We start from the raw sequence: 17,249 nt of genomic DNA, 5'->3' as shown, positions 1-17,249 counted from the left end.
GGGTCCCCTGTGGAGCGGTGAGGGTTGGACGATCAGGCCCCGAAGGGGGCATCGACAGGACGTCGATGCCTTTTCGACACGACAGGGACGTCGTGTCGAAAAGCCCGGCCAACCCTCACGGACCCGCAGGCGAAGCCGGAGGGCGCGTAAGAGGGGTGCCCTCTCTTTTGGTTACTTTTCTCTGGGCAAGCAGAGAAAAGTAACTCGGACCGCGGCAGCGGTTCGAAAGCCCGCGGCAGGCGAGCCCGGTCGCGACAACGCGAACATCGGAACGCTTCACCACTGGATCCCTGCCTACGCAGGGATGACGAAGTAGGAGGGCTCATCGCAAGCCCTCAACACTTGTGAGGAACCACCATGCGCTGCTTTTCTATCGTCACCTCAGCAACCCTGCTACTAGCCACCCTTCTACCCCCCGTAGCCCTCGCCCAAGAAGCGACCACCACCGCAAAACCCGACGCAAGTGTGACCGTCGTCACACAAGCCTCCATTCCCTATTCCGCTTTCGCCTCTCCCGAAGCGCGCGCTTTCTTCCCCAAGATGCTCGCCAGCGGCAGCAAAGCCCCACCCATCACCGGCCCCATCGAACAGAACCGCGCCTTCTACGACAAGATCAACAGCGACCGTGCCGAGCGCATGCGCAAGATCTACCCCGTGCGCATCCATGCCGAACGCATCGCCGGCGTCGGCACCGATGTGGTGGAACCAGAACAAGGCATCGCCGCCAACAACCGCACGCGCGTGCTGATCAACCTTCACGGCGGCGGCTTCCTGTGGGGCGCCCACAGCGGCGGCCTGGTGGAAGCGATTCCGGTCGCCAGCCTGGGCCGCATCAAGGTGATCAGCGTGGATTACCGACAAGGTCCGGAACACGTCTTTCCCGCTGCCAGCGAAGACGTGGAGGCCGTGTATCGGGAACTGCTCAAGCAATACAAACCGGCCGATATCGGCATCTACGGTTGTTCTGCCGGTGGCGTGCTCACCGGCGAAGTCGTGGCGCGCCTGATCAGCCGCAAACTTCCCGTACCCGGCGCCATCGGCATGTTCTGCGGCGCGGTGGTCAACATGGATGGCGACTCGGCGTATGTGGGGCCACTGCTCAACGGCGGGCCGGTGCCGACCGCGCCACTGAAGCTGGAATCCCTGCCTTACTTCAAGGGCGCCAGCGCCGACGATCCGCTGGTGATGCCCGGTGTGTCGCCCGCGCTGCTGACAAAGTTTCCACCCACACTGCTGATCAGCGGCACCCGCGATTTCGCCATGAGCTCAGTGATCCGCAGCCAGACCCTGTTGAATCAGGCCGGCGTGGAGACGGAACTGCGCCTGTGGGACGGCATGTGGCATTCCTTCTTCTCCGACCCCGAATTGCCGGAATCGAAGGACGCCTACGCGGTCATGGTGAAGTTCTTCGACCGCCACCTGGGTCGTCACTAAGGCGAATGAGGCTGATTCCGCAGGGAATCAGCCTTTGCCCCTGGGGAAGGCGGCGGGTATCCTCCTAGCCCAAACCCCAGCCCAGCTTGAAGACATGAGCCAACAGACCGTTCTGGTCATTGACGACGAACGCGATATTCGCGAACTGCTTACCATCACCCTGGGCCGCATGGACCTGCAGGTGGATGCCGTAGGCACCGTGGCCGACGCGCGCCGTGCACTGGAGGAGCGCAGCTACGATCTCTGCTTCACCGACATGCGCCTGCCCGACGGCAACGGCCACGAGGTGATCGAACTGATCGCCACCAAACATCCCGACATGCCGGTGGCGATGATCACCGCCTATGGCAACGTCGACGCCGCCGTGAGCGCACTCAAGGCCGGCGCATTCGATTTCGTCTCCAAGCCCGTCGACATCCAGATGCTGCGCCAGCTGGTGCGCACCGCACTGAAGCTGGCTGAAGAGAAGCGCAGCGGCGCCGCCACCGCCAAGACCGGCGGCTCCAGCGACCGCCTGATCGGCGACTCGCCCGCCATGCAACAAGTGCGCAGCACCATCACCAAGCTCGCGCGCAACCAGGCGCCGGTGTACATCGCCGGCGAATCCGGTGTCGGCAAGGAACTCGTCGCCCGCCTCATCCACGAACAAGGCCCGCGCGCCAGCGGTCCCTTCGTGCCGGTGAACTGCGGCGCGATCCCTTCCGAGCTGATGGAAAGCGAATTCTTCGGCCACCGCAAAGGCAGCTTCACCGGCGCCGTCAGCGACAAGGAAGGCCTGTTCCAGGCCGCCAACGGCGGCACCTTGTTCCTCGACGAAGTCGCCGAACTGCCGCTGCACATGCAGGTGAAACTGCTGCGCGCCATCCAGGAAAAAGCCGTACGCCCCATCGGCGCGCGCGAAGAAATCCCGGTCGACGTACGCATCCTTTCCGCCACCCACAAAAACCTCGCGGCACTCGTCGAACAAGGCCAGTTCCGCCAGGACCTGTTCTACCGCATCAACGTCATCGAACTACGCGTCCCGCCCCTGCGCGAACGCCGCGGCGACGTCCCCCTGCTCTCCAACTTCATCCTGCGCCAACTCGCCCTCAAAAGCGGCGGCGCCCCCGGCCGCCTGCTGCCCAACGCCCAGCAGGCACTCGAGTCCTACGACTTCCCCGGCAACGTCCGTGAACTCGAAAACGTTCTCGAACGCGCCATGGCCATGTGCGACGGCGACCAGATCGACACCATCGACCTGATGCTGCCCCAGCGCACACCCCGCGCCGAACAACCCGCAACCCACGCAGCAGCGCCCACACACACCGCACCACCACCCGCGCACGCACCCGCCCCAACCGCCGACGGCGGCCTCGACGACTACATCAGCAACATCGAGCGCACCGCGATCATCAAGGCGCTGGAAGAATCGAGATATAACAAGACCGCGGCGGCGAAGAAGCTGGGTATCACCTTCCGGGCACTGCGGTACAAGCTGAAGAAGCTTGGTATCGACTGAGTATTCAGATCAGGCAGATAAAAAAAGCGCACGCGAAAGCGTGCGTTTTTTTATGCATGCAAAGCATGCATCCACAATAGAAACGCCATCTCGAGCACCCACCCCTCACCCCAACCCTCTCCCCGGAGAGGAGAGGGAGCAGTTGCTCTGAAAGGCGATGCGCAAGCGAGCCCGTAACCGGGTCCCCTGTGGAGCGGTGAGGGTTGGACGATCAGGCCCCGAAGGGGGCATCGGCATGGATGCCGATGCCTTTTCGACAGGACATGGATGTCCTGTCGAAAAGCCCGGCCAACCCTCACGGACCCGCAGGCGAAGCCGGAGGGCGCGTAAGAGGGGTGCCCTCTCTTTTGGTTACTTTTCTCTGGGCAAGCAGAGAAAAGTAACTCGGACCGCGGCAGCGGTTCGAAAGCCCGCCGCAGGCGAGTCCGGTCGCGACAACGCGAACATCAAGGCGACAACGCCACTGGATTCCGGCCTACGCCGGAATGACGAAGTAGGAAGGAACTGCTCAAGGGCCGAGCCCTCACCGCGGCCCTCTCCCGAATAAAGAGGGAGAAGAACAAAGAGCTAGCCGATCCGTGAATCCCCCTCACTCCCCTCCAACGCCTCCCGCACCACCCTCAACAACCGCCCCGTAGCCACCGGCTTATCCACCAAATACAAATGCTCCACCACCGGCATCTCATCCAGATCCGGCGGCGCATCCGGCCGCGCCAGCAGCAACACCGCGCGCCGGTAGCCGTGGTCGATCAGCGCTGCCAGCGTGCGCACACCCGTGAACAGGTTCATGTCCGCATCCATCACCACCAGATCCGGCACGCCATGCGCCTCGATCCACTGCAACGCTGCGGTACCGCTCTGGCTGGCATGCGCCTGATAGCCCCAGGCGTCCAGCGTGTCGACCAGCAGCGATAGTTGCGCTGCTTCCTCAACGACTACCAGCACGCGCTCAGCCTCGCCTTGCAGGCTGCTATCGTCGCCTTGCTCCGTGGTTTCTTCGAGCTCGGTCAGCGGAATGTAAAGATGGAAGCTCGTGCCCGATCCTGGCGAGCTCTCCACGCGCATCACGCCGCCGTGGCTGGCGATGATGCGTTGGCAGGAGACCAGGCCCAGGCCGGTGCCGCTTTCCTTGGTGGTGAAGAACGGTTCGTACAACCGGGCGAGCACTTCGCTGTCCATGCCGTCGCCGGTATCGATCACGCTCAGGCGCAGGTAGGGGCACTCTTCACGATTCTCGTCGTCGCGGAAGAACTCAGCCGGCAACGAAGTCTGGGCTGACTCGACAGTCAGCCGGCCGCCCCCAGGCATCGCCTGGATCGCGTTGAGGCAGAGATTGAGCAGGCATTGCTGCAGCTCGGTGTGGTTGCCGGAAAAGCTCAGTTCCGGATCGTCCACCACCACGTCCAGACTGATGGTCCTCGGCACACTGCCCTGCAACAGCAACTTGAGTGCGTCGAGCAAACCGCCGAGGCGTACCTGCTCGGCACGCCGCGCACCACGTGCGAAGGACAACATGGACTGCACCATGTCCAGGCCGCGCTTGCCGCAGTCGCGCACCAGCTTGCCCAGGCGTGCGAGACGCGGGTCGTCCTGGTAGTCCTGCAGGCTCTCGCCTGCGAGCAGCAACGGCTGCAGCAAATTGCGCAAGTCATGGCTGAGCCCACCCGCCAGCATCGCCAGGCTTTCAAACCGCTGCGCGCGGACCAGCTCCGCTTCCGCATGCCGTTGCGCACGCTGTGCCTCGGCTTCGCGCAGGGCACGCCGCACGGCGCTGGCGAGACGCGCGGGATTCTGTTTGAGGATGTAGTCGGTGGCGCCGTTGCGCAGCGCGGCGATGGCGGCTTCCTCGCCCAACGTGGCCGAGACATAGATAAACGGTAAATCGCGGTCGCGATCGCGCAGCAGCTCCAACGCGCGCTCGCCGGAGAACACCGGCATGCTGAGGTCGGACAGGACGATGTGCGGCCTGAACTGCTCCAACGCCTGCAGATAGCTAACCTCGTCGTCGACCAGGCGCACCTCGAAGTCGATGGCGTCGGCCTCCAGCTCGGACAGCACCAGCTCGGCATCGGGCAGGCTGTCTTCGATCTGCAGCACCCGTATCTTGGGCAGGTTCTGGTTCGGCTTGTCCGGCATACGAAAACTTATCCCCACCCGCTCAATCGGCCGTTCAATCGGCGTCAGGCCCTTGATTCAACACCGCCCAGAAGCGGCCCAGCGTGCGCACCGCCTCGAAGAACTGATCCACGTCGACCGGCTTGATCACATACGCATTCACGCCCAGATCCCAGCTATGCGCCAGATCGCGCTCTTCGCGGGACGATGACAGGATCACCACCGGCACGCGCCGGAAGCGCTCGTCCGCGCGCATGTGTGTAAGCACTTCGAGCCCATCCATGCGCGGCATCTTGATGTCGAGCAGCACCACCGCTGGATCCACCGGCTCGCGGCTGGCCCAGGCGCCGCGGCAATAAAGGTAGTCCAGGCAGTCCACACCGTCTTCGACGTGCACTACTTCGTTGACGAGGTTGGCGTCGCGCAGGGCCTCCATCGACATCTCGGCGTCGGCCTGACTGTCTTCCACCAGAAGGATGGGACGTATGTGGCGCTGGTTCATTGCCGCTCCTGCGCGAAAGCGTCCGCCAGATCGGAAGCGGGCAAGGTAAAGTGGAAACGCGCCCCTTTCTCCGGCTGCGCATCCGCCCACACTTTGCCGCCATGGCGCGAGACGATGCGCCGCACATTGGCCAGGCCGATGCCGTTGCCGGGAAACTCCGAGGCGCGATGCAACCGCTGGAATACGCCAAACAGTTTGCCTGCGTATTGCATGTCGAAGCCGGCGCCGTTGTCGCCAACCACGAACTCATAGTCGCCGTTGCCGTTGCGGTGCATGTCCACATTGATGCGCGCGACGTCGCACTTGCCGGTGTACTTCACCGCGTTGCCCAGCAGGTTCTGCCATACCGTACGCAACATGTTCTCGTCGCCGATCACGATGGGCAGCGGCGTGATGGACCAATGGATGCGCCGTCCGGGCGCATCGGACTCGGCCAGCACACGCGCCTCTTCGGCCAGCGACTGCATATCCACCGGCTGCAGGCGTAGCGCGCCACGCCCCAGACGCGAAAACACCAGCAGATCCTCGATCAGCAGTGCCATGCGGCGCGCCGCGTCGCTGATCACCTCGATGTAGTGGTGGGTCTTCTCGTCCGCCTGCTCGCCCAGATGCTGGCTGAGCTTGCCAGTGAAACCAGCGATATGCCGCAGCGGCGCGCGCAAGTCGTGCGACACCGAATAGCTGAAAGCCTCCAGCTCGCGGTTCACGTCGGAAACCTGCGCCACTTTGCCTTCCAGCTGGCGGTTGAGTTCCTTCACCTGCTGCTCGACCAGTGCGCGCGCGGTGACATCGCTCACGGTCAGCAGCAGCACCGGCTCGCCACCTTCGCCCTGTTGCAGGCGCCGCGCATTGATCACCACATGGCGGTCGACGCCATCGATGGTGCGCTGGATCAGTTCGTAATCCCACAGCTCGCGGTCGAGCAAGAGCACGTCGTTGAGTCGTTGCAGCAACGCGCTGTCGCGCCAGGCACCCTCGCCAATCTCGGTCAGCGACAGTGACTGCGGATGGTTCGATGGCAGCCCGTAGAGTTCGCCAAAGGCCGCATTCACCAGCAAGGTGCTGAGCCTGGCATCGAGCAGCGCGATCGGTTCGCGCACCGCCTGCACGATCAGTTGCGACCGCTGCACCGCCTGCCCTTCGCGCTCTTCCGCGCGCAGGCGACGGCTGATCTGTCGCTCCGACACGATCACTACGATAGCCAGCAGCAGGATCTGCGCTGCCGCGGTGATCGTCAGCGCGAGGCCGCTGTTGAAAGTTGCCTGCTGCGCCTCCCGGCGGCGTGCCAGCAGGGTAGCGTCCTCGTTGCGCACGATGCCGTCGATCAGGTCATCCATGTTGAACAGGGTGCCGGAGTCGTGCAGCGCGTCGTTGGCGCCGCGCAGGTCGCCACGCTGGAAACGCAGCATGGCCTGGTCCATCAACGCGAGACGACCGCTCACCGTGCTGCCCAGCGCGCCGATGCGCGACTGCTGATCCTCGTCATCGCGCGTCATGTCGCGCAGCTGCGCCAGCAGGCTGGGAATCTCCTTGCCCGCGCGCTCGGCGCGCAGTTTCACCTGCGGGTTCCGGTCGCCATCGAGCAGGCGATACATTGCCGCCTCGCCATCGCGCGTGACATAGGCGATGCGGTAGGTGAGCGACTTTACTTCGGAGGAATGGGTAACCCGCGCGTTCGCGTCGAGCGCATCGCGCGCGCCGCTGCGCGTCACGATGTAGGGCAGCGCCACGATCACCAGCACCGCCGCAAGCAGACCACCCAGGCGCCAGCGCAGGGCGACCTGGTCCCTCATGCGGGGGCGGGGGACCGGCATGTGCTTCCAGGAGGGGTGCGGCATGCGGGGGATGGTTGCAGAATCGTCTTGCGACTGCCAGTTAGCCTTTGGTACTTCAGCGCCCTCTGGCACACCAAAGGCATGCTCTGGGGGAAACCGGGGTGGAGTTCGGCTCTTGCGCATTCCCTCCTACTTCGTCATTCCGGCGAAGGCCGGAAGCGCTTCACAACAGCGAAGCTGGTCATCCAGTGGCGTTGTCGCCCGGTTTTAGCGTCTGCGTGCCCTGGCCGCTTATGCAGCGGGCATTTCGGACGCCTGCCGGCGCCCGAGTCACTTTCTCTTTGCTGGCCCACGCACCCGCAGGAGCGGGTGCGAACAGCGCAGCTGGCCCGAAGGGCGGAGGGCATGGATGCCCGGAGTCAAGAGAAAGTAACCAAAGAGAAATGGCCTCAGAGCGGGCGGTGTGCTTTGTAGCCCCGCCTTTTCCAGTGTCAGACCTCGGGATGGTTTTCTCCGAGGCGCCTTCACTGTTCCAGCGGGGACCCGAAGCTCGAGAGCTTTTTGCTTCTGCCCTCTCCCCTGCTCGCAGGGGAGGGTTGGGGTGGGGTGAGTACTTGAGACAGCGCTGTCAGGTAGCGATCAAGGCTTGTACGCACTCATCGCCGCAGGCCTCGCATCAGCGCTCTTTCCCCAAGTGCGATTGGGTTCGGCTTGCATGGTGAAGTGGAGTTCGCCGCCGGCGAGGATGTCGCGGTGGCGGAGGTAGACGCGATCCAGCGGCTTGCCGTTGAGGGTGACGTTGCCGATGTAGGGGTGGGCGTCGTCGAGTGGCGCGGCGGTGATGGTGAAGGTTTTGCCATCCGCAAGATGCAGCGCGGCGCGTGCGAGGAAGGGGCGACCAATGGCGTATTCGTCGCTTCCCGGCGCCACTGGATAGAAGCCGAGGGCGGTGAAGATGTACCAGGCGGACATCTGGCCGAGGTCGTCGTTGCCCGCGAGGCCATCGGGACGCGGCGCGTATTGGCTGTCCATGATCTGCTTCAGGCGCTTTTGCGTCTGCCATGGCGCGCCGGCGTAGTCGTAGAGGTAGGCCAGGTGGTGGCTGGGTTCGTTGCCGTGGGCGTACCAGCCGATCAGGCCAGTGATGTCTTCCACATTGGCGAAGTGAGAGGGATCGACCTTGGCCTCGAACACGCTGTCGAGTTTCTTTACGAAGACATCGTCGCCACCCATCGCCGTGATCAGACCGGCGACGTCCTGCGGGACATACCACGAGTATTGCCAGGCATTGCCTTCGGTGTAGTCGCTGCCGTAACCGGCGGTGTCGGGGTTGAACGGTTCGCGGAAGGCGCCGTCGGTTTTGCGTGCACGCATAAAGCCGGTTTTCGGGTCGTAAGCATTGCGCCAGTTGCCGGCGCGCTTGTCGAAGGTGGCGGCGATGTCGTCACGCCCCATCGCTTTCGCCATGCGGGCGATGGACCAGTCGTCGTAGGCGTATTCGAGGGTCTTGGAGGCGCCTTCGGGTTCTTTGTCGATCGGCACGTAACCAAGCTTCATGTATTCGCCCAGGCCGCCATATGGCGCGTAGGTGGCGCTGGCGACCATGGCCTTCATCGCGGCGTCGGCGTCGAAACCGCGGATGCCTTTGACGTAGGCGTCGGCGATCACCGGCACGGCGTGATAGCCGATCATGCACCACGTCTCCAGCCCCTGATACGCCCACACCGGCAGGATGCCGAACGGACTCGCTTCGCGCGCGGCGATCAGCGAGCGCACGAAGTCCACGCTGCGCTGCGGCTGCAACAGCACCATCAATGGCTGCTGCGCGCGATACACATCCCACAGCGACCAGGTGGAATGGAACTCGAAGCCTTCGGCGCGATGCACGGCGTTGTCCGGCCCGCGATAGTCACCGTTGACATCCATGCTCAGCGTGGGCGACAGCATGGCGTGATACAGCGAGGTGTAGAAACTCGTGCGCTGATCCTTCGGCGCGTCGATATCGATCACCGCCAGCACTTTGTCCCAGGCGCTGCGCGCTTCGGCACGGCGCGCATCGAAATCCCAGCCTTTGCCGTCGCTGTCGAGATTGGCGATGGCGTTGGCTTCGCTCACCGATGAGATCGACACCTTCACGCCCAGCGGCTGCTTCAGCGCGCCAAAATCGAATACGCCAACCAACGCGCGGCCTTGCTGCGCATCCTTGTCATCGGCTTGATAGCCGGGACCTTTGAAGCCCTTGTACGGCACGTCGGTTTCGCGGTTGAGCAGATGCCGCGACTGCAACGGCTGCGAGAAACGCATGGCGAAGCACAGCTCACGGCCTGGCGCCCAGCCGCGCGTCTGGCGGCAGCCGGTGACGGTGCCGTCTTCCTGCACGCGCAGGTTCGACCACAGCACCTTGCCTGGGTAGTCGTAGATGCTTGGGCGCAGGTCGAGCAGCAGATGCGCCGGCTTGCCGGCCGGGAAGGTGTAGCGATGCCAGCCGACGCGGCGGCCAGCGGTGAGTTCGGCGCGCACGCCGTAGTCGCTCAGGGTGACGGCGTAGTAGCCGGCTTCCACTTTTTCACTGTCGTGGCTGAAGCGTGAGCGATAACCGCTGCCCGGCTTGGCCGCGTCGCCCTGCTCCAGCCGTACCTCTCCGGCGATTGGCATGACCAGCACGTCGCCCAGGTCCGAATGGCCGGAGCCGGAGAAATGCGTGTGCGAGAAACCCAGCAGGCTGCTATCGCCGTACTGGTAGCCGGCCGCCCATTTGTAGGCGTGTTTGAAGTCCGGCATGGCCGTGTCGGGGGACAGCTGGATCATGCCAAAGGGCAGCGTAGCGCCCGGAAAGGTGTGCCCATCGCCGCCGGTGCCGATCCGCGGATCGACCTCAGCCGCATGGCCGGCCGGGGTGGCGGCATGGCCGGTGATCGACACCGCCGCCAGCAACAAGGCCGGCAAGCAGGCCCTGGAAAGGAACTTCGCCATCGTTTTCTCCCCAATGTCCCCGAACGGGTTTGGATCGTTCCAAAGAAGGGAAGCTACCATTGGGGCCGGGCCGGCCGCATGTTGCAGTGCGAGATCACTATCGGCCACGGATCGACTACTTTTGGATCGTTCTAACCACCCTAAAGCCGGCCATGGACAGCACCGCCTCGATCCGCCGCAAGATCACCCTGAACGATATCGCCGCCGGTTGCGGCGTTTCGCGCGCCACCGTGTCTTTGGTGTTGCGCGGCAGCCCTCTGGTGAACAAACACACCCGTGCCCGGGTGGAAGAGGAGCTGCGCCGCCAAGGTTACGTCTATAACCGGGCCGCCGCCAATCTGCGCCGCCGCACATCGTCCAGCATCGCCCTGGTACTGAACGAACTGGCGAACCCGTTCTTCGCCGAATTCGCATCCGGCGTGGACGAAACCCTGGGCGAAGCCGGTTTCGTCACCCTGCTCGGCAACACTGGCGAATCGGTGGAGCGTGAGCAGGCCGTGCTCAGCTCGCTGATCGAACATGGCCCTGGCGGCATCATCCTGTCGCCTGCCGAGGGCAGTGATGCGAAGCACGTGCTCGCCGCAGTCGGCGCGCAGACGCCGGTGCTGCTATTCAACCGCGAACTCGGCGGCAGCCTGCCCGAATACGCGCACTGGGATCGCTTGATGCTGGACAACCAGCACGGCGCACGTCTCGCTACCCAACATCTGATCGCGCAGGGCCATCAGCGCATCGCCTTCTACGGCGGCCATCGCGATTCCAGTTCGTGCCGCCAGCGCTACGCCGGTTATGTGGATGCGATGAATGCCGCGCGCCTGCCCATAGCTGCGCATTGGCGTGTGGAAACCGCACCTACCCGCATGGATGCCGTGCGCGCCTGCGGCGAGTTGTTTACTGCGACGCCCGCGCCTACCGCGGCGGTCTGCTACAACGACGCTGTCGCGCTGGGCCTGATGCTTGGCCTCAATCAGCGGGGCATGCAGCCTGGCCGCGATTTCGCTGTGACCGGTTTCGACGACGTGGCCGAAGCCGCTTTCAGCACGCCGCCGCTGACCACGCTCGCCACCGATCCCCGCGCCCGCGGCCGCCAGGCCGCGCAACTCTTGCTGGCCCGACTGCGCAAACCGCAGGCCGACGCCACCACCACGGTCGCTCCGGTAACCCTGGTGGTGCGCGAAAGCAGCGCCGCGCCACGCCAATCCTGACTCCGAACGAGGAATACGCCATGGCTTTTGCCTCACCGCCCCCCTCTTCCACATCCAGCGTCGCGGGAGCGGGCAAGGAGCGCTACACCGACTATCCGGTAGCGATGGGCGTGCTCACCACGATCTTCTTCATGTGGGGCTTTCTCACCTGCCTCAACGACATTCTGATTCCGCACCTGAAGGCGATCTTCGAACTCAACTACGCGCAGGCGATGCTGGTGCAATTCACCTTCTTCGGCGCGTACTTTCTGATGTCGCTGCCAGCGGGGCGCGTGGTGGCGCATCTCGGTTACAAGAAAGGCATCGTCACCGGTCTGGCGATTGCCGGTGTCGGCGCGGTGGGGTTCTGGCCGGCTGCGGGCATGCACTCTTATCCGGCGTTTCTCGGCGCGTTGTTCGTGCTGGCCACCGGCATCACCGTGTTGCAGGTGGCCGCGAATGCCTATGTCGCGCTGCTCGGTCCCGAGAAGACCAGCTCCAGCCGCCTGACCCTCGCGCAGGCGCTGAATTCGTTCGGCACCTTCCTGGCGCCGAAGCTCGGCGGTCTGTTGATTCTCTCCGCGGTGATCAAGACGGCTGATCAGGTGGCGCAGTTGCCCGCCGCCGAACAAATCGCTTATCGCGCACATGAAGCGCAGATCGTGCAGGGACCCTACATCGGTCTCGCCGTCGTGCTGTTCCTGCTGGCGATCTTCGTCTGGCTGTTCCGCCTGCCGTCACTGGCGGAGAACACCGAGCAGGCGGATACCAGCCATCACACCTTGCTCGATGCGTTGCGCCATCCGCACGTGCTGTTCGGCGTGCTGGGCATCTTCTTCTACGTTGGCGGCGAGGTCTCCATCGGTAGCTTCCTGGTCAACTACCTGTCCTCGCCCGACATCGGCAACATGACCGAGCAAGCCGCGGCGAACTATGTGGCGTATTACTGGGGCGGCGCCATGGTCGGCCGCTTCATCGGCTCGGCGCTGCTGGCCAAACTGCAGCCGCGCAAGCTGCTGGCGATCTTCGCCGCTATCAACATGCTGCTGGTCATCACCACCATGCTGACCAAGGGCCAGCTTGCCGTGTACAGCGTGGTGTCGATCGGCCTGTTCAACTCGATCATGTTCCCGACCATTTTCTCGCTCGGCATCGAGCGCATGGGGCCGCTGACCGGCAAGGCGTCGAGCCTGCTGATCATGGCCATCGTCGGCGGCGCGATCGTGCCGTACGTGCAGGGCCTGTTCGCCGACCGCATCGGCGTGCAGCACGCGTTCTTCCTGCCGCTGCTCTGCTACGCCTACATCGTGTTCTACGGTCTGCGCGGTTCGCGGATCAAAAGCGACACCCCGGTCGCCGCCACTTACTGAGATCCCCAAATGCCACGCAACATCCTGTGCTTCGGAGAAGCACTGATCGACTTTCATAGCGAAGGCCGCGACTCTCAGGGCTTCCCACGCAGCTTCGTTCCCTTCGCCGGCGGTGCGCCGGCCAATGTCGCGGTCGCGGTCGCGCGCCTCGGTGGGCCGGCAGCCTTCGCCGGCATGCTCGGGCAAGACATGTTCGGTGACTTCCTGCTGGACAGCCTGCAGCGCGCCGGCGTGGACACCTCCGCGGTGGCTCGCACCGATGAGGCCAATACTGCGCTCGCCTTCGTCGCCCTCGACAGTCACGGCGAACGCAGCTTCAGCTTCTATCGCCCGCCGTCGGCCGACCTGCTGTTCCGCCCCACGCACTTTCGCGAGGAAAGCTTCGGCAACGCCGCGGTGTTTCACGTCTGCTCCAACAGCATGACCGAGATGGCGCTTGCCGAAGCGACCCGCGAAGGCATGCGCCGTGCGCACGCGGCAGGCGCCTGGGTCAGCTTCGATCTCAACCTGCGCCCTGCCCTGTGGCCACGCGATGTGGATCCGCGTCCGCTGTTGTGGCCCGCACTGCATCTCGCTGACGTGGTGAAGCTCAGCGCGGAGGAATTCGAGTGGCTTGCCATCGATGGCGAGGAGGCCACGCTCGAACGTCTGTGGAGTGGCCGCGCGCGCTTGCTCGTCGTCACTGACGCCGGCAAGCCGCTGCGCTGGTTCCATCCCGACGCGGAAGGCGAAATGCCGGTCTATGCCGTGCCTACGGTAGACAGCACCGCTGCCGGCGACGCCTTTGTCGGCGGCCTGTTGCATGGCCTCGCCACCATCGAACCCGGTGCCGACCAGCTCGACCACCTCGTGACCGAACTGCCGCGCCTGCACGCGATGCTGCGCTTTGCCGCTGCCTGCGGCGCCCTTACCGTGACCCGCCTGGGTTCGTTCACGGCCATGCCGGACGAAGCCGAGGTACTTGCCTTCATGGACCAACACGCATGAACGTTCCGGCTTTTCCCGACTTCCGCAGCGAAACGTTTCTGCGCGAGCACATCGCGCAGACCATGGCCTTCTACCATCCGCACGCGATCGATCCTGCCGGTGGCTTCTTCCACTACTTCAAGGACGACGGCACGATCTACGACCGCAGCCATCGCCATCTGGTAAGCAGCACGCGCTTTGTCTTCAACTACGCCATGGCATGGCGCGAATTCGAGAAACCGGAATATCTCGATGCTGTGCGCCACGGCCTGCGCTATCTGCGCGACGTGCATCGCAACGCCGATACCGGCGGCTACGCCTGGACCATCCGCGACGGCAAGCCGGAAGACCGCACCAACCACGCCTACGGCGTCGCCTTCGTGCTGCTGGCCTACTCCACCGCGCTCAAGGCCGGCATCACCGAAGCCGCCGCATGGATGGACGAGACCTGGAACCTGCTGGAGCAGCGCTACTGGGATGCCGCCGCCGGCCTCTACCGAGACGAAGCCGACGAGCACTGGAACTTCAGCAGCTACCGCGGCCAGAACGCCAACATGCATATGTGCGAAGCGATGCTGGCCGCTTACCAGGCCAGCGACGAGCCGCGCTATCTCGAACGCGCGCTCACCCTCGCCGATCACATCACGCGCCGCCAGGCCGCGAAGGGCGACGGCCTGGTGTGGGAACACTACGACGCGAACTGGAACATCGACTGGGACTACCACCGCGATGATCCCAAGCATCTGTTCCGCCCGTGGGGTTTCCAGCCGGGTCATCAGACGGAATGGGCCAAGCTGCTGCTGATCATGGAGCCGCTGCTGCTTGAACGCGGGCGTGAGGAAAACTGGCTGGTGCCGACCGCCAAGCATTTGTTCGATGTGGCTCTTGCGAACGCCTGGGACAACGAGCACGACGGCATCTGCTATGGCTTTGCGCCCGATGGCAGTGTCTGCGATGACGACAAGTATTTCTGGGTACAGGCGGAGTCGATGGCCGCCGCCGCGCTACTGCATGCACGCACCGGCCTGGCCGTCTACGACGAGTGGTACGAGAAGCTGTGGGGTTACGCGTGGCAGCACTTCATCGACCACCGCCATGGCGCGTGGTACCGCATCCTTACCCGCGACAATCGCAAGTACGACGATGAAAAGAGTCCCGCGGGCAAGACGGACTACCACACGATGGGTGCGTGCTACGAGGTGATGGAGTTGATCCGCACCGGCGGCGTGCCCTGAGATACAGGCACCATCGAAACAAAAGAAGCCCGCCTTAAGGCGGGCTTCTTTTTCTGTGGATGGAAAACATCAGACAGCGCACCGCTGTTTCAGCCAAAAAAAAACCCCCTTGCGGGGGTCTCGGCCATGAGTTTGCATCAGTAGCCTTGCCGGCTGCCTCGACAGGGGAATCAAAAGCAGCCGGTAGTGGATTTATACGGGGAGAGTGCGTGAAGGTTTCGTCACTATGATTGAGATCGAGCAATCGCCTAGCTTCTCTGGGATGGATGTCGCAAGAGCACACCCTTGCATCCTGATGCTTCCTCAAAGTCTCGCGTAAGCGCATGGGCTCCCAACAGGATCGACGCGTTCAATGACATCGAGGTCTCTGCCGTAGAGCCTCAGTCCTGAGGTCTTCGAGGGTGCCTCATTGCGAGCTCTCGCGAGCGCCCTGACTTCGTGGAGCAACCCAAAAAGAAAGAGCCCTCAAAGATGAGGGCTCTTTCAGTTCTATCTCTCCATTTTGAAGAGATGTGCTACTTAGAACGGAATATCGTCGTCGTCGAAGGTGTTGTTTTCGACCGGGGGCGGTGCCGACTGGCGCTGGTTGTTGCCGTAGTCGTTGCCGCCACGCTGACTGCCGTAATCGCCGCCGCCACGCTGCTGGCCGCCACCGCTGCCACCGCCCTGGCGCTGACCGCCGCCCTGCGAGCGCTGCTGGTAGCCACCGCCACCGCCGCCGCCCGAACCACCGCCTTCGCCGCCGCCGAGCATCTGCATTTCATTGCCGATGATGTCGGTGGTGTAGCGCTCGACGCCGTCCTTGTCGGTGTACTTGCTGGTACGCAGCGAGCCTTCGATGTAGACCTGACGGCCCTTCTTCAGATATTCGCCGGCGATCTCGCCGAGCTTGCCGAACAGCACCACGCGATGCCACTCAGTGCGGTCCTGCTTTTCGCCGGTCTGTTTGTCGGTCCACTGCTCGGAGGTGGCGATGCGCAGGTTAGTGATCGCCGTGCCGCTGCCCGTGTAGCGGGTTTCCGGGTCTGCGCCGAGGTTGCCGACGATAATGACTTTGTTGATGCCGCGTGCCATGAATGTGTTTCCTGTGGTTGCCGGCCGTACGTGAGGGGTAATTGCGGCCGGGGTTGTTGGTGGCTGGCTATCATACCGGCCGCCCCTCCCAAACGCAGGGGGCGCTCAGGCCGCATTTTGCGTGGGCAGGTTGCCGCCCAGGGTGTCGGTATCCACCGGGGCCAGCCGGTGAATGGTGTAGCCCGCGGCCTCCCACGCATCCAGCCCGCCCAGCAGCGGCCGCACGCGGCGATAGCCCTGTTCCATCAGGCGTTTGGCGGCCATGGCGGCGGAGGCTTCGTTGGGACAGTTGCAGTAGATGATCAGCTCGGCATCGAGCGGCACACCCTGCAAGGTAAGGTCGATGCTGCCGAGATCGGACAGCAACGCGCCGGGGATGATGCGTGTATCCACCACGCGTGCCGCCTGCGAGCGCACATCCACCAGCACCGGCAGCGGCTCTTTCTCGATCGCCTGGGCCAGCTCGTCCACGGTAATCCGCGCCATGCGCAGCGATACCAGCAAGCGGCGGCGCTGCCACCACTTGGCGAGGATGTAGAGCGCCAGCAGGCTGCCGACCAGTTCGAGTGCGATGGTGCCGGCATTGCCTAGGGCGACGAGCACTTTGTCGATCTCCGGCGCCAGCACGTAGCCAAGTCCCACGGCCACGCCCAGCCACAGCAGCGAGCCGAGGCCATCCAGCCACAGGAAGGCCGCCGTCCGCAGTCCCAGCGCGCCCACCAGCGGCGGCGCCACAGTGGACAGCCCGGGCACGAACTTCGCCACCAGCAGGACTTGCCCGCGCCAGCGCTGGAAGCGCAGCTCGGATTGCTTGACGCAGGAATCGGGCGACAGCGAGACGCGGCAGATGGTGCGCATGACCCCGGAACCAAAGCGCCGCCCCGCCCAGTACCAGGCCAGGTCGCTGATCAGGCAGGCCAGCAGGGCAACGCCCAGCACGCCGACCAGCGGCAACTGTCCGTTCGCGGCGAGCGCGCCAGCCACGACCAGGGTGGGTACAGCCGGCACCGGTGCGCCGGCCTGTTCCACCAGCACATTGAGGAAGACCAGGATCAACCCGTACTGGGCCAGCAGAGCGATGATTTCATGAGCCATGGGAACGCAACCCCGGCATCCGGTGCCG

12 protein-coding genes are annotated in these 17,249 nt (G+C 64.1%); 6 read left to right on the top strand and 6 right to left on the bottom strand.

Annotated features, from left to right (window positions below):
* Positions 1 to 465: 465 nt before the first annotated feature.
* Positions 466 to 1,434: an alpha/beta hydrolase gene (locus ISS97_RS06775; protein ID WP_379987021.1), complete on the top strand. Its 969-nt coding sequence runs from the start codon at positions 466 to 468 to the stop codon at positions 1,432 to 1,434.
* 94 nt (positions 1,435 to 1,528) lie between these two features.
* Complete coding sequence (locus ISS97_RS06770; protein WP_379987022.1) at positions 1,529 to 2,932, top strand: sigma-54-dependent transcriptional regulator; 1,404 nt, start codon at positions 1,529 to 1,531, stop codon at positions 2,930 to 2,932.
* 567 nt (positions 2,933 to 3,499) lie between these two features.
* Here the strand turns inward: ISS97_RS06770 and ISS97_RS06765 are convergent.
* The 4 genes from ISS97_RS06765 to ISS97_RS06750 all read right to left on the bottom strand — a co-directional run bounded on the left by ISS97_RS06765 (position 3,500) and on the right by ISS97_RS06750 (position 10,297).
* Positions 3,500 to 5,068 carry a hybrid sensor histidine kinase/response regulator gene (locus ISS97_RS06765; protein WP_379987023.1) on the bottom strand — a complete coding sequence of 523 codons (1,569 nt, stop codon included), beginning with the start codon at positions 5,066 to 5,068 and terminating at the stop codon, positions 3,500 to 3,502.
* 34 nt (positions 5,069 to 5,102) lie between these two features.
* Complete coding sequence (locus ISS97_RS06760; RefSeq protein WP_379987024.1) at positions 5,103 to 5,549, bottom strand: response regulator; 447 nt, start codon at positions 5,547 to 5,549, stop codon at positions 5,103 to 5,105.
* The gene (locus ISS97_RS06755) at positions 5,546 to 7,342 is read right to left on the bottom strand and encodes a sensor histidine kinase (RefSeq protein WP_379987025.1); all 1,797 of its coding nucleotides are present in this window, start codon (positions 7,340 to 7,342) and stop codon (positions 5,546 to 5,548) included. Before ISS97_RS06755 ends, ISS97_RS06760 begins: the two co-directional genes overlap by 4 nt.
* A 621-nt stretch (positions 7,343 to 7,963) precedes the next feature.
* Positions 7,964 to 10,297, bottom strand: a complete 2,334-nt coding sequence (locus ISS97_RS06750; RefSeq protein ID WP_379987026.1) for a GH92 family glycosyl hydrolase — start codon at positions 10,295 to 10,297, stop codon at positions 7,964 to 7,966.
* Positions 10,298 to 10,449: 152 nt separating this feature from the next.
* Between ISS97_RS06750 and ISS97_RS06745 the strand changes: the two genes are divergently transcribed.
* From ISS97_RS06745 to ISS97_RS06730, 4 genes are all read left to right on the top strand, one after another.
* On the top strand, positions 10,450 to 11,502 hold the full coding sequence (locus ISS97_RS06745; RefSeq protein WP_379987027.1) for a LacI family DNA-binding transcriptional regulator: 1,053 nt from the start codon (positions 10,450 to 10,452) through the stop codon (positions 11,500 to 11,502).
* A gap of 104 nt (positions 11,503 to 11,606) precedes the next feature.
* Positions 11,607 to 12,851: an L-fucose:H+ symporter permease gene (fucP, locus tag ISS97_RS06740; RefSeq protein WP_379987218.1), complete on the top strand. Its 1,245-nt coding sequence runs from the start codon at positions 11,607 to 11,609 to the stop codon at positions 12,849 to 12,851.
* 9 nt (positions 12,852 to 12,860) lie between these two features.
* Complete coding sequence (locus tag ISS97_RS06735) at positions 12,861 to 13,838, top strand: carbohydrate kinase family protein (RefSeq protein WP_379987028.1); 978 nt, start codon at positions 12,861 to 12,863, stop codon at positions 13,836 to 13,838.
* Positions 13,835 to 15,052: an AGE family epimerase/isomerase gene (locus tag ISS97_RS06730; RefSeq protein WP_379987029.1), complete on the top strand. Its 1,218-nt coding sequence runs from the start codon at positions 13,835 to 13,837 to the stop codon at positions 15,050 to 15,052. Before ISS97_RS06735 ends, ISS97_RS06730 begins: the two co-directional genes overlap by 4 nt.
* Positions 15,053 to 15,571: 519 nt before the next feature.
* On the opposite strand, the gene ssb is transcribed toward ISS97_RS06730, so the two are convergent.
* A complete protein-coding gene (gene ssb / locus ISS97_RS06725; RefSeq protein ID WP_379987030.1) occupies positions 15,572 to 16,126 on the bottom strand; it encodes a single-stranded DNA-binding protein in 555 nt (184 codons plus the stop codon).
* A 105-nt stretch (positions 16,127 to 16,231) separates the two neighbouring features.
* Positions 16,232 to 17,221 (bottom strand): DedA family protein/thiosulfate sulfurtransferase GlpE, encoded by a 990-nt coding sequence (locus ISS97_RS06720; RefSeq protein ID WP_379987031.1) that lies wholly within the window; start codon positions 17,219 to 17,221, stop codon positions 16,232 to 16,234.
* Between the last annotated feature and the right edge of the window lie 28 nt (positions 17,222 to 17,249).

The sequence above is a fragment of the Dyella koreensis genome (assembly GCF_044904565.1).
Lineage (GTDB): Bacteria > Pseudomonadota > Gammaproteobacteria > Xanthomonadales > Rhodanobacteraceae > Dyella_D > Dyella_D koreensis.
The sequence above is the reverse complement of the archived record's forward strand: the minus strand, read 5'-3'. Positions and strand labels throughout refer to the sequence as shown.

Excerpts from the sequence above, each read along its gene's own strand:
- ISS97_RS06770 (WP_379987022.1), top strand. The coding sequence starts at position 1,529 with ATGAGCCAACAGACCGTTCTGGTCATTGACGACGAACGCGATATTCGC.
- ISS97_RS06765 (WP_379987023.1), bottom strand. The coding sequence starts at position 5,068 with ATGCCGGACAAGCCGAACCAGAACCTGCCCAAGATACGGGTGCTGCAG.
- ISS97_RS06760 (WP_379987024.1), bottom strand. The coding sequence starts at position 5,549 with ATGAACCAGCGCCACATACGTCCCATCCTTCTGGTGGAAGACAGTCAG.
- ISS97_RS06755 (WP_379987025.1), bottom strand. The coding sequence starts at position 7,342 with ATGAGGGACCAGGTCGCCCTGCGCTGGCGCCTGGGTGGTCTGCTTGCG.
- ISS97_RS06750 (WP_379987026.1), bottom strand. The coding sequence starts at position 10,297 with ATGGCGAAGTTCCTTTCCAGGGCCTGCTTGCCGGCCTTGTTGCTGGCG.
- ISS97_RS06745 (WP_379987027.1), top strand. The coding sequence starts at position 10,450 with ATGGACAGCACCGCCTCGATCCGCCGCAAGATCACCCTGAACGATATC.
- fucP (WP_379987218.1), top strand. The coding sequence starts at position 11,607 with ATGGGCGTGCTCACCACGATCTTCTTCATGTGGGGCTTTCTCACCTGC.
- ISS97_RS06735 (WP_379987028.1), top strand. The coding sequence starts at position 12,861 with ATGCCACGCAACATCCTGTGCTTCGGAGAAGCACTGATCGACTTTCAT.
- ISS97_RS06730 (WP_379987029.1), top strand. The coding sequence starts at position 13,835 with ATGAACGTTCCGGCTTTTCCCGACTTCCGCAGCGAAACGTTTCTGCGC.
- ssb (WP_379987030.1), bottom strand. The coding sequence starts at position 16,126 with ATGGCACGCGGCATCAACAAAGTCATTATCGTCGGCAACCTCGGCGCA.
- ISS97_RS06720 (WP_379987031.1), bottom strand. The coding sequence starts at position 17,221 with ATGGCTCATGAAATCATCGCTCTGCTGGCCCAGTACGGGTTGATCCTG.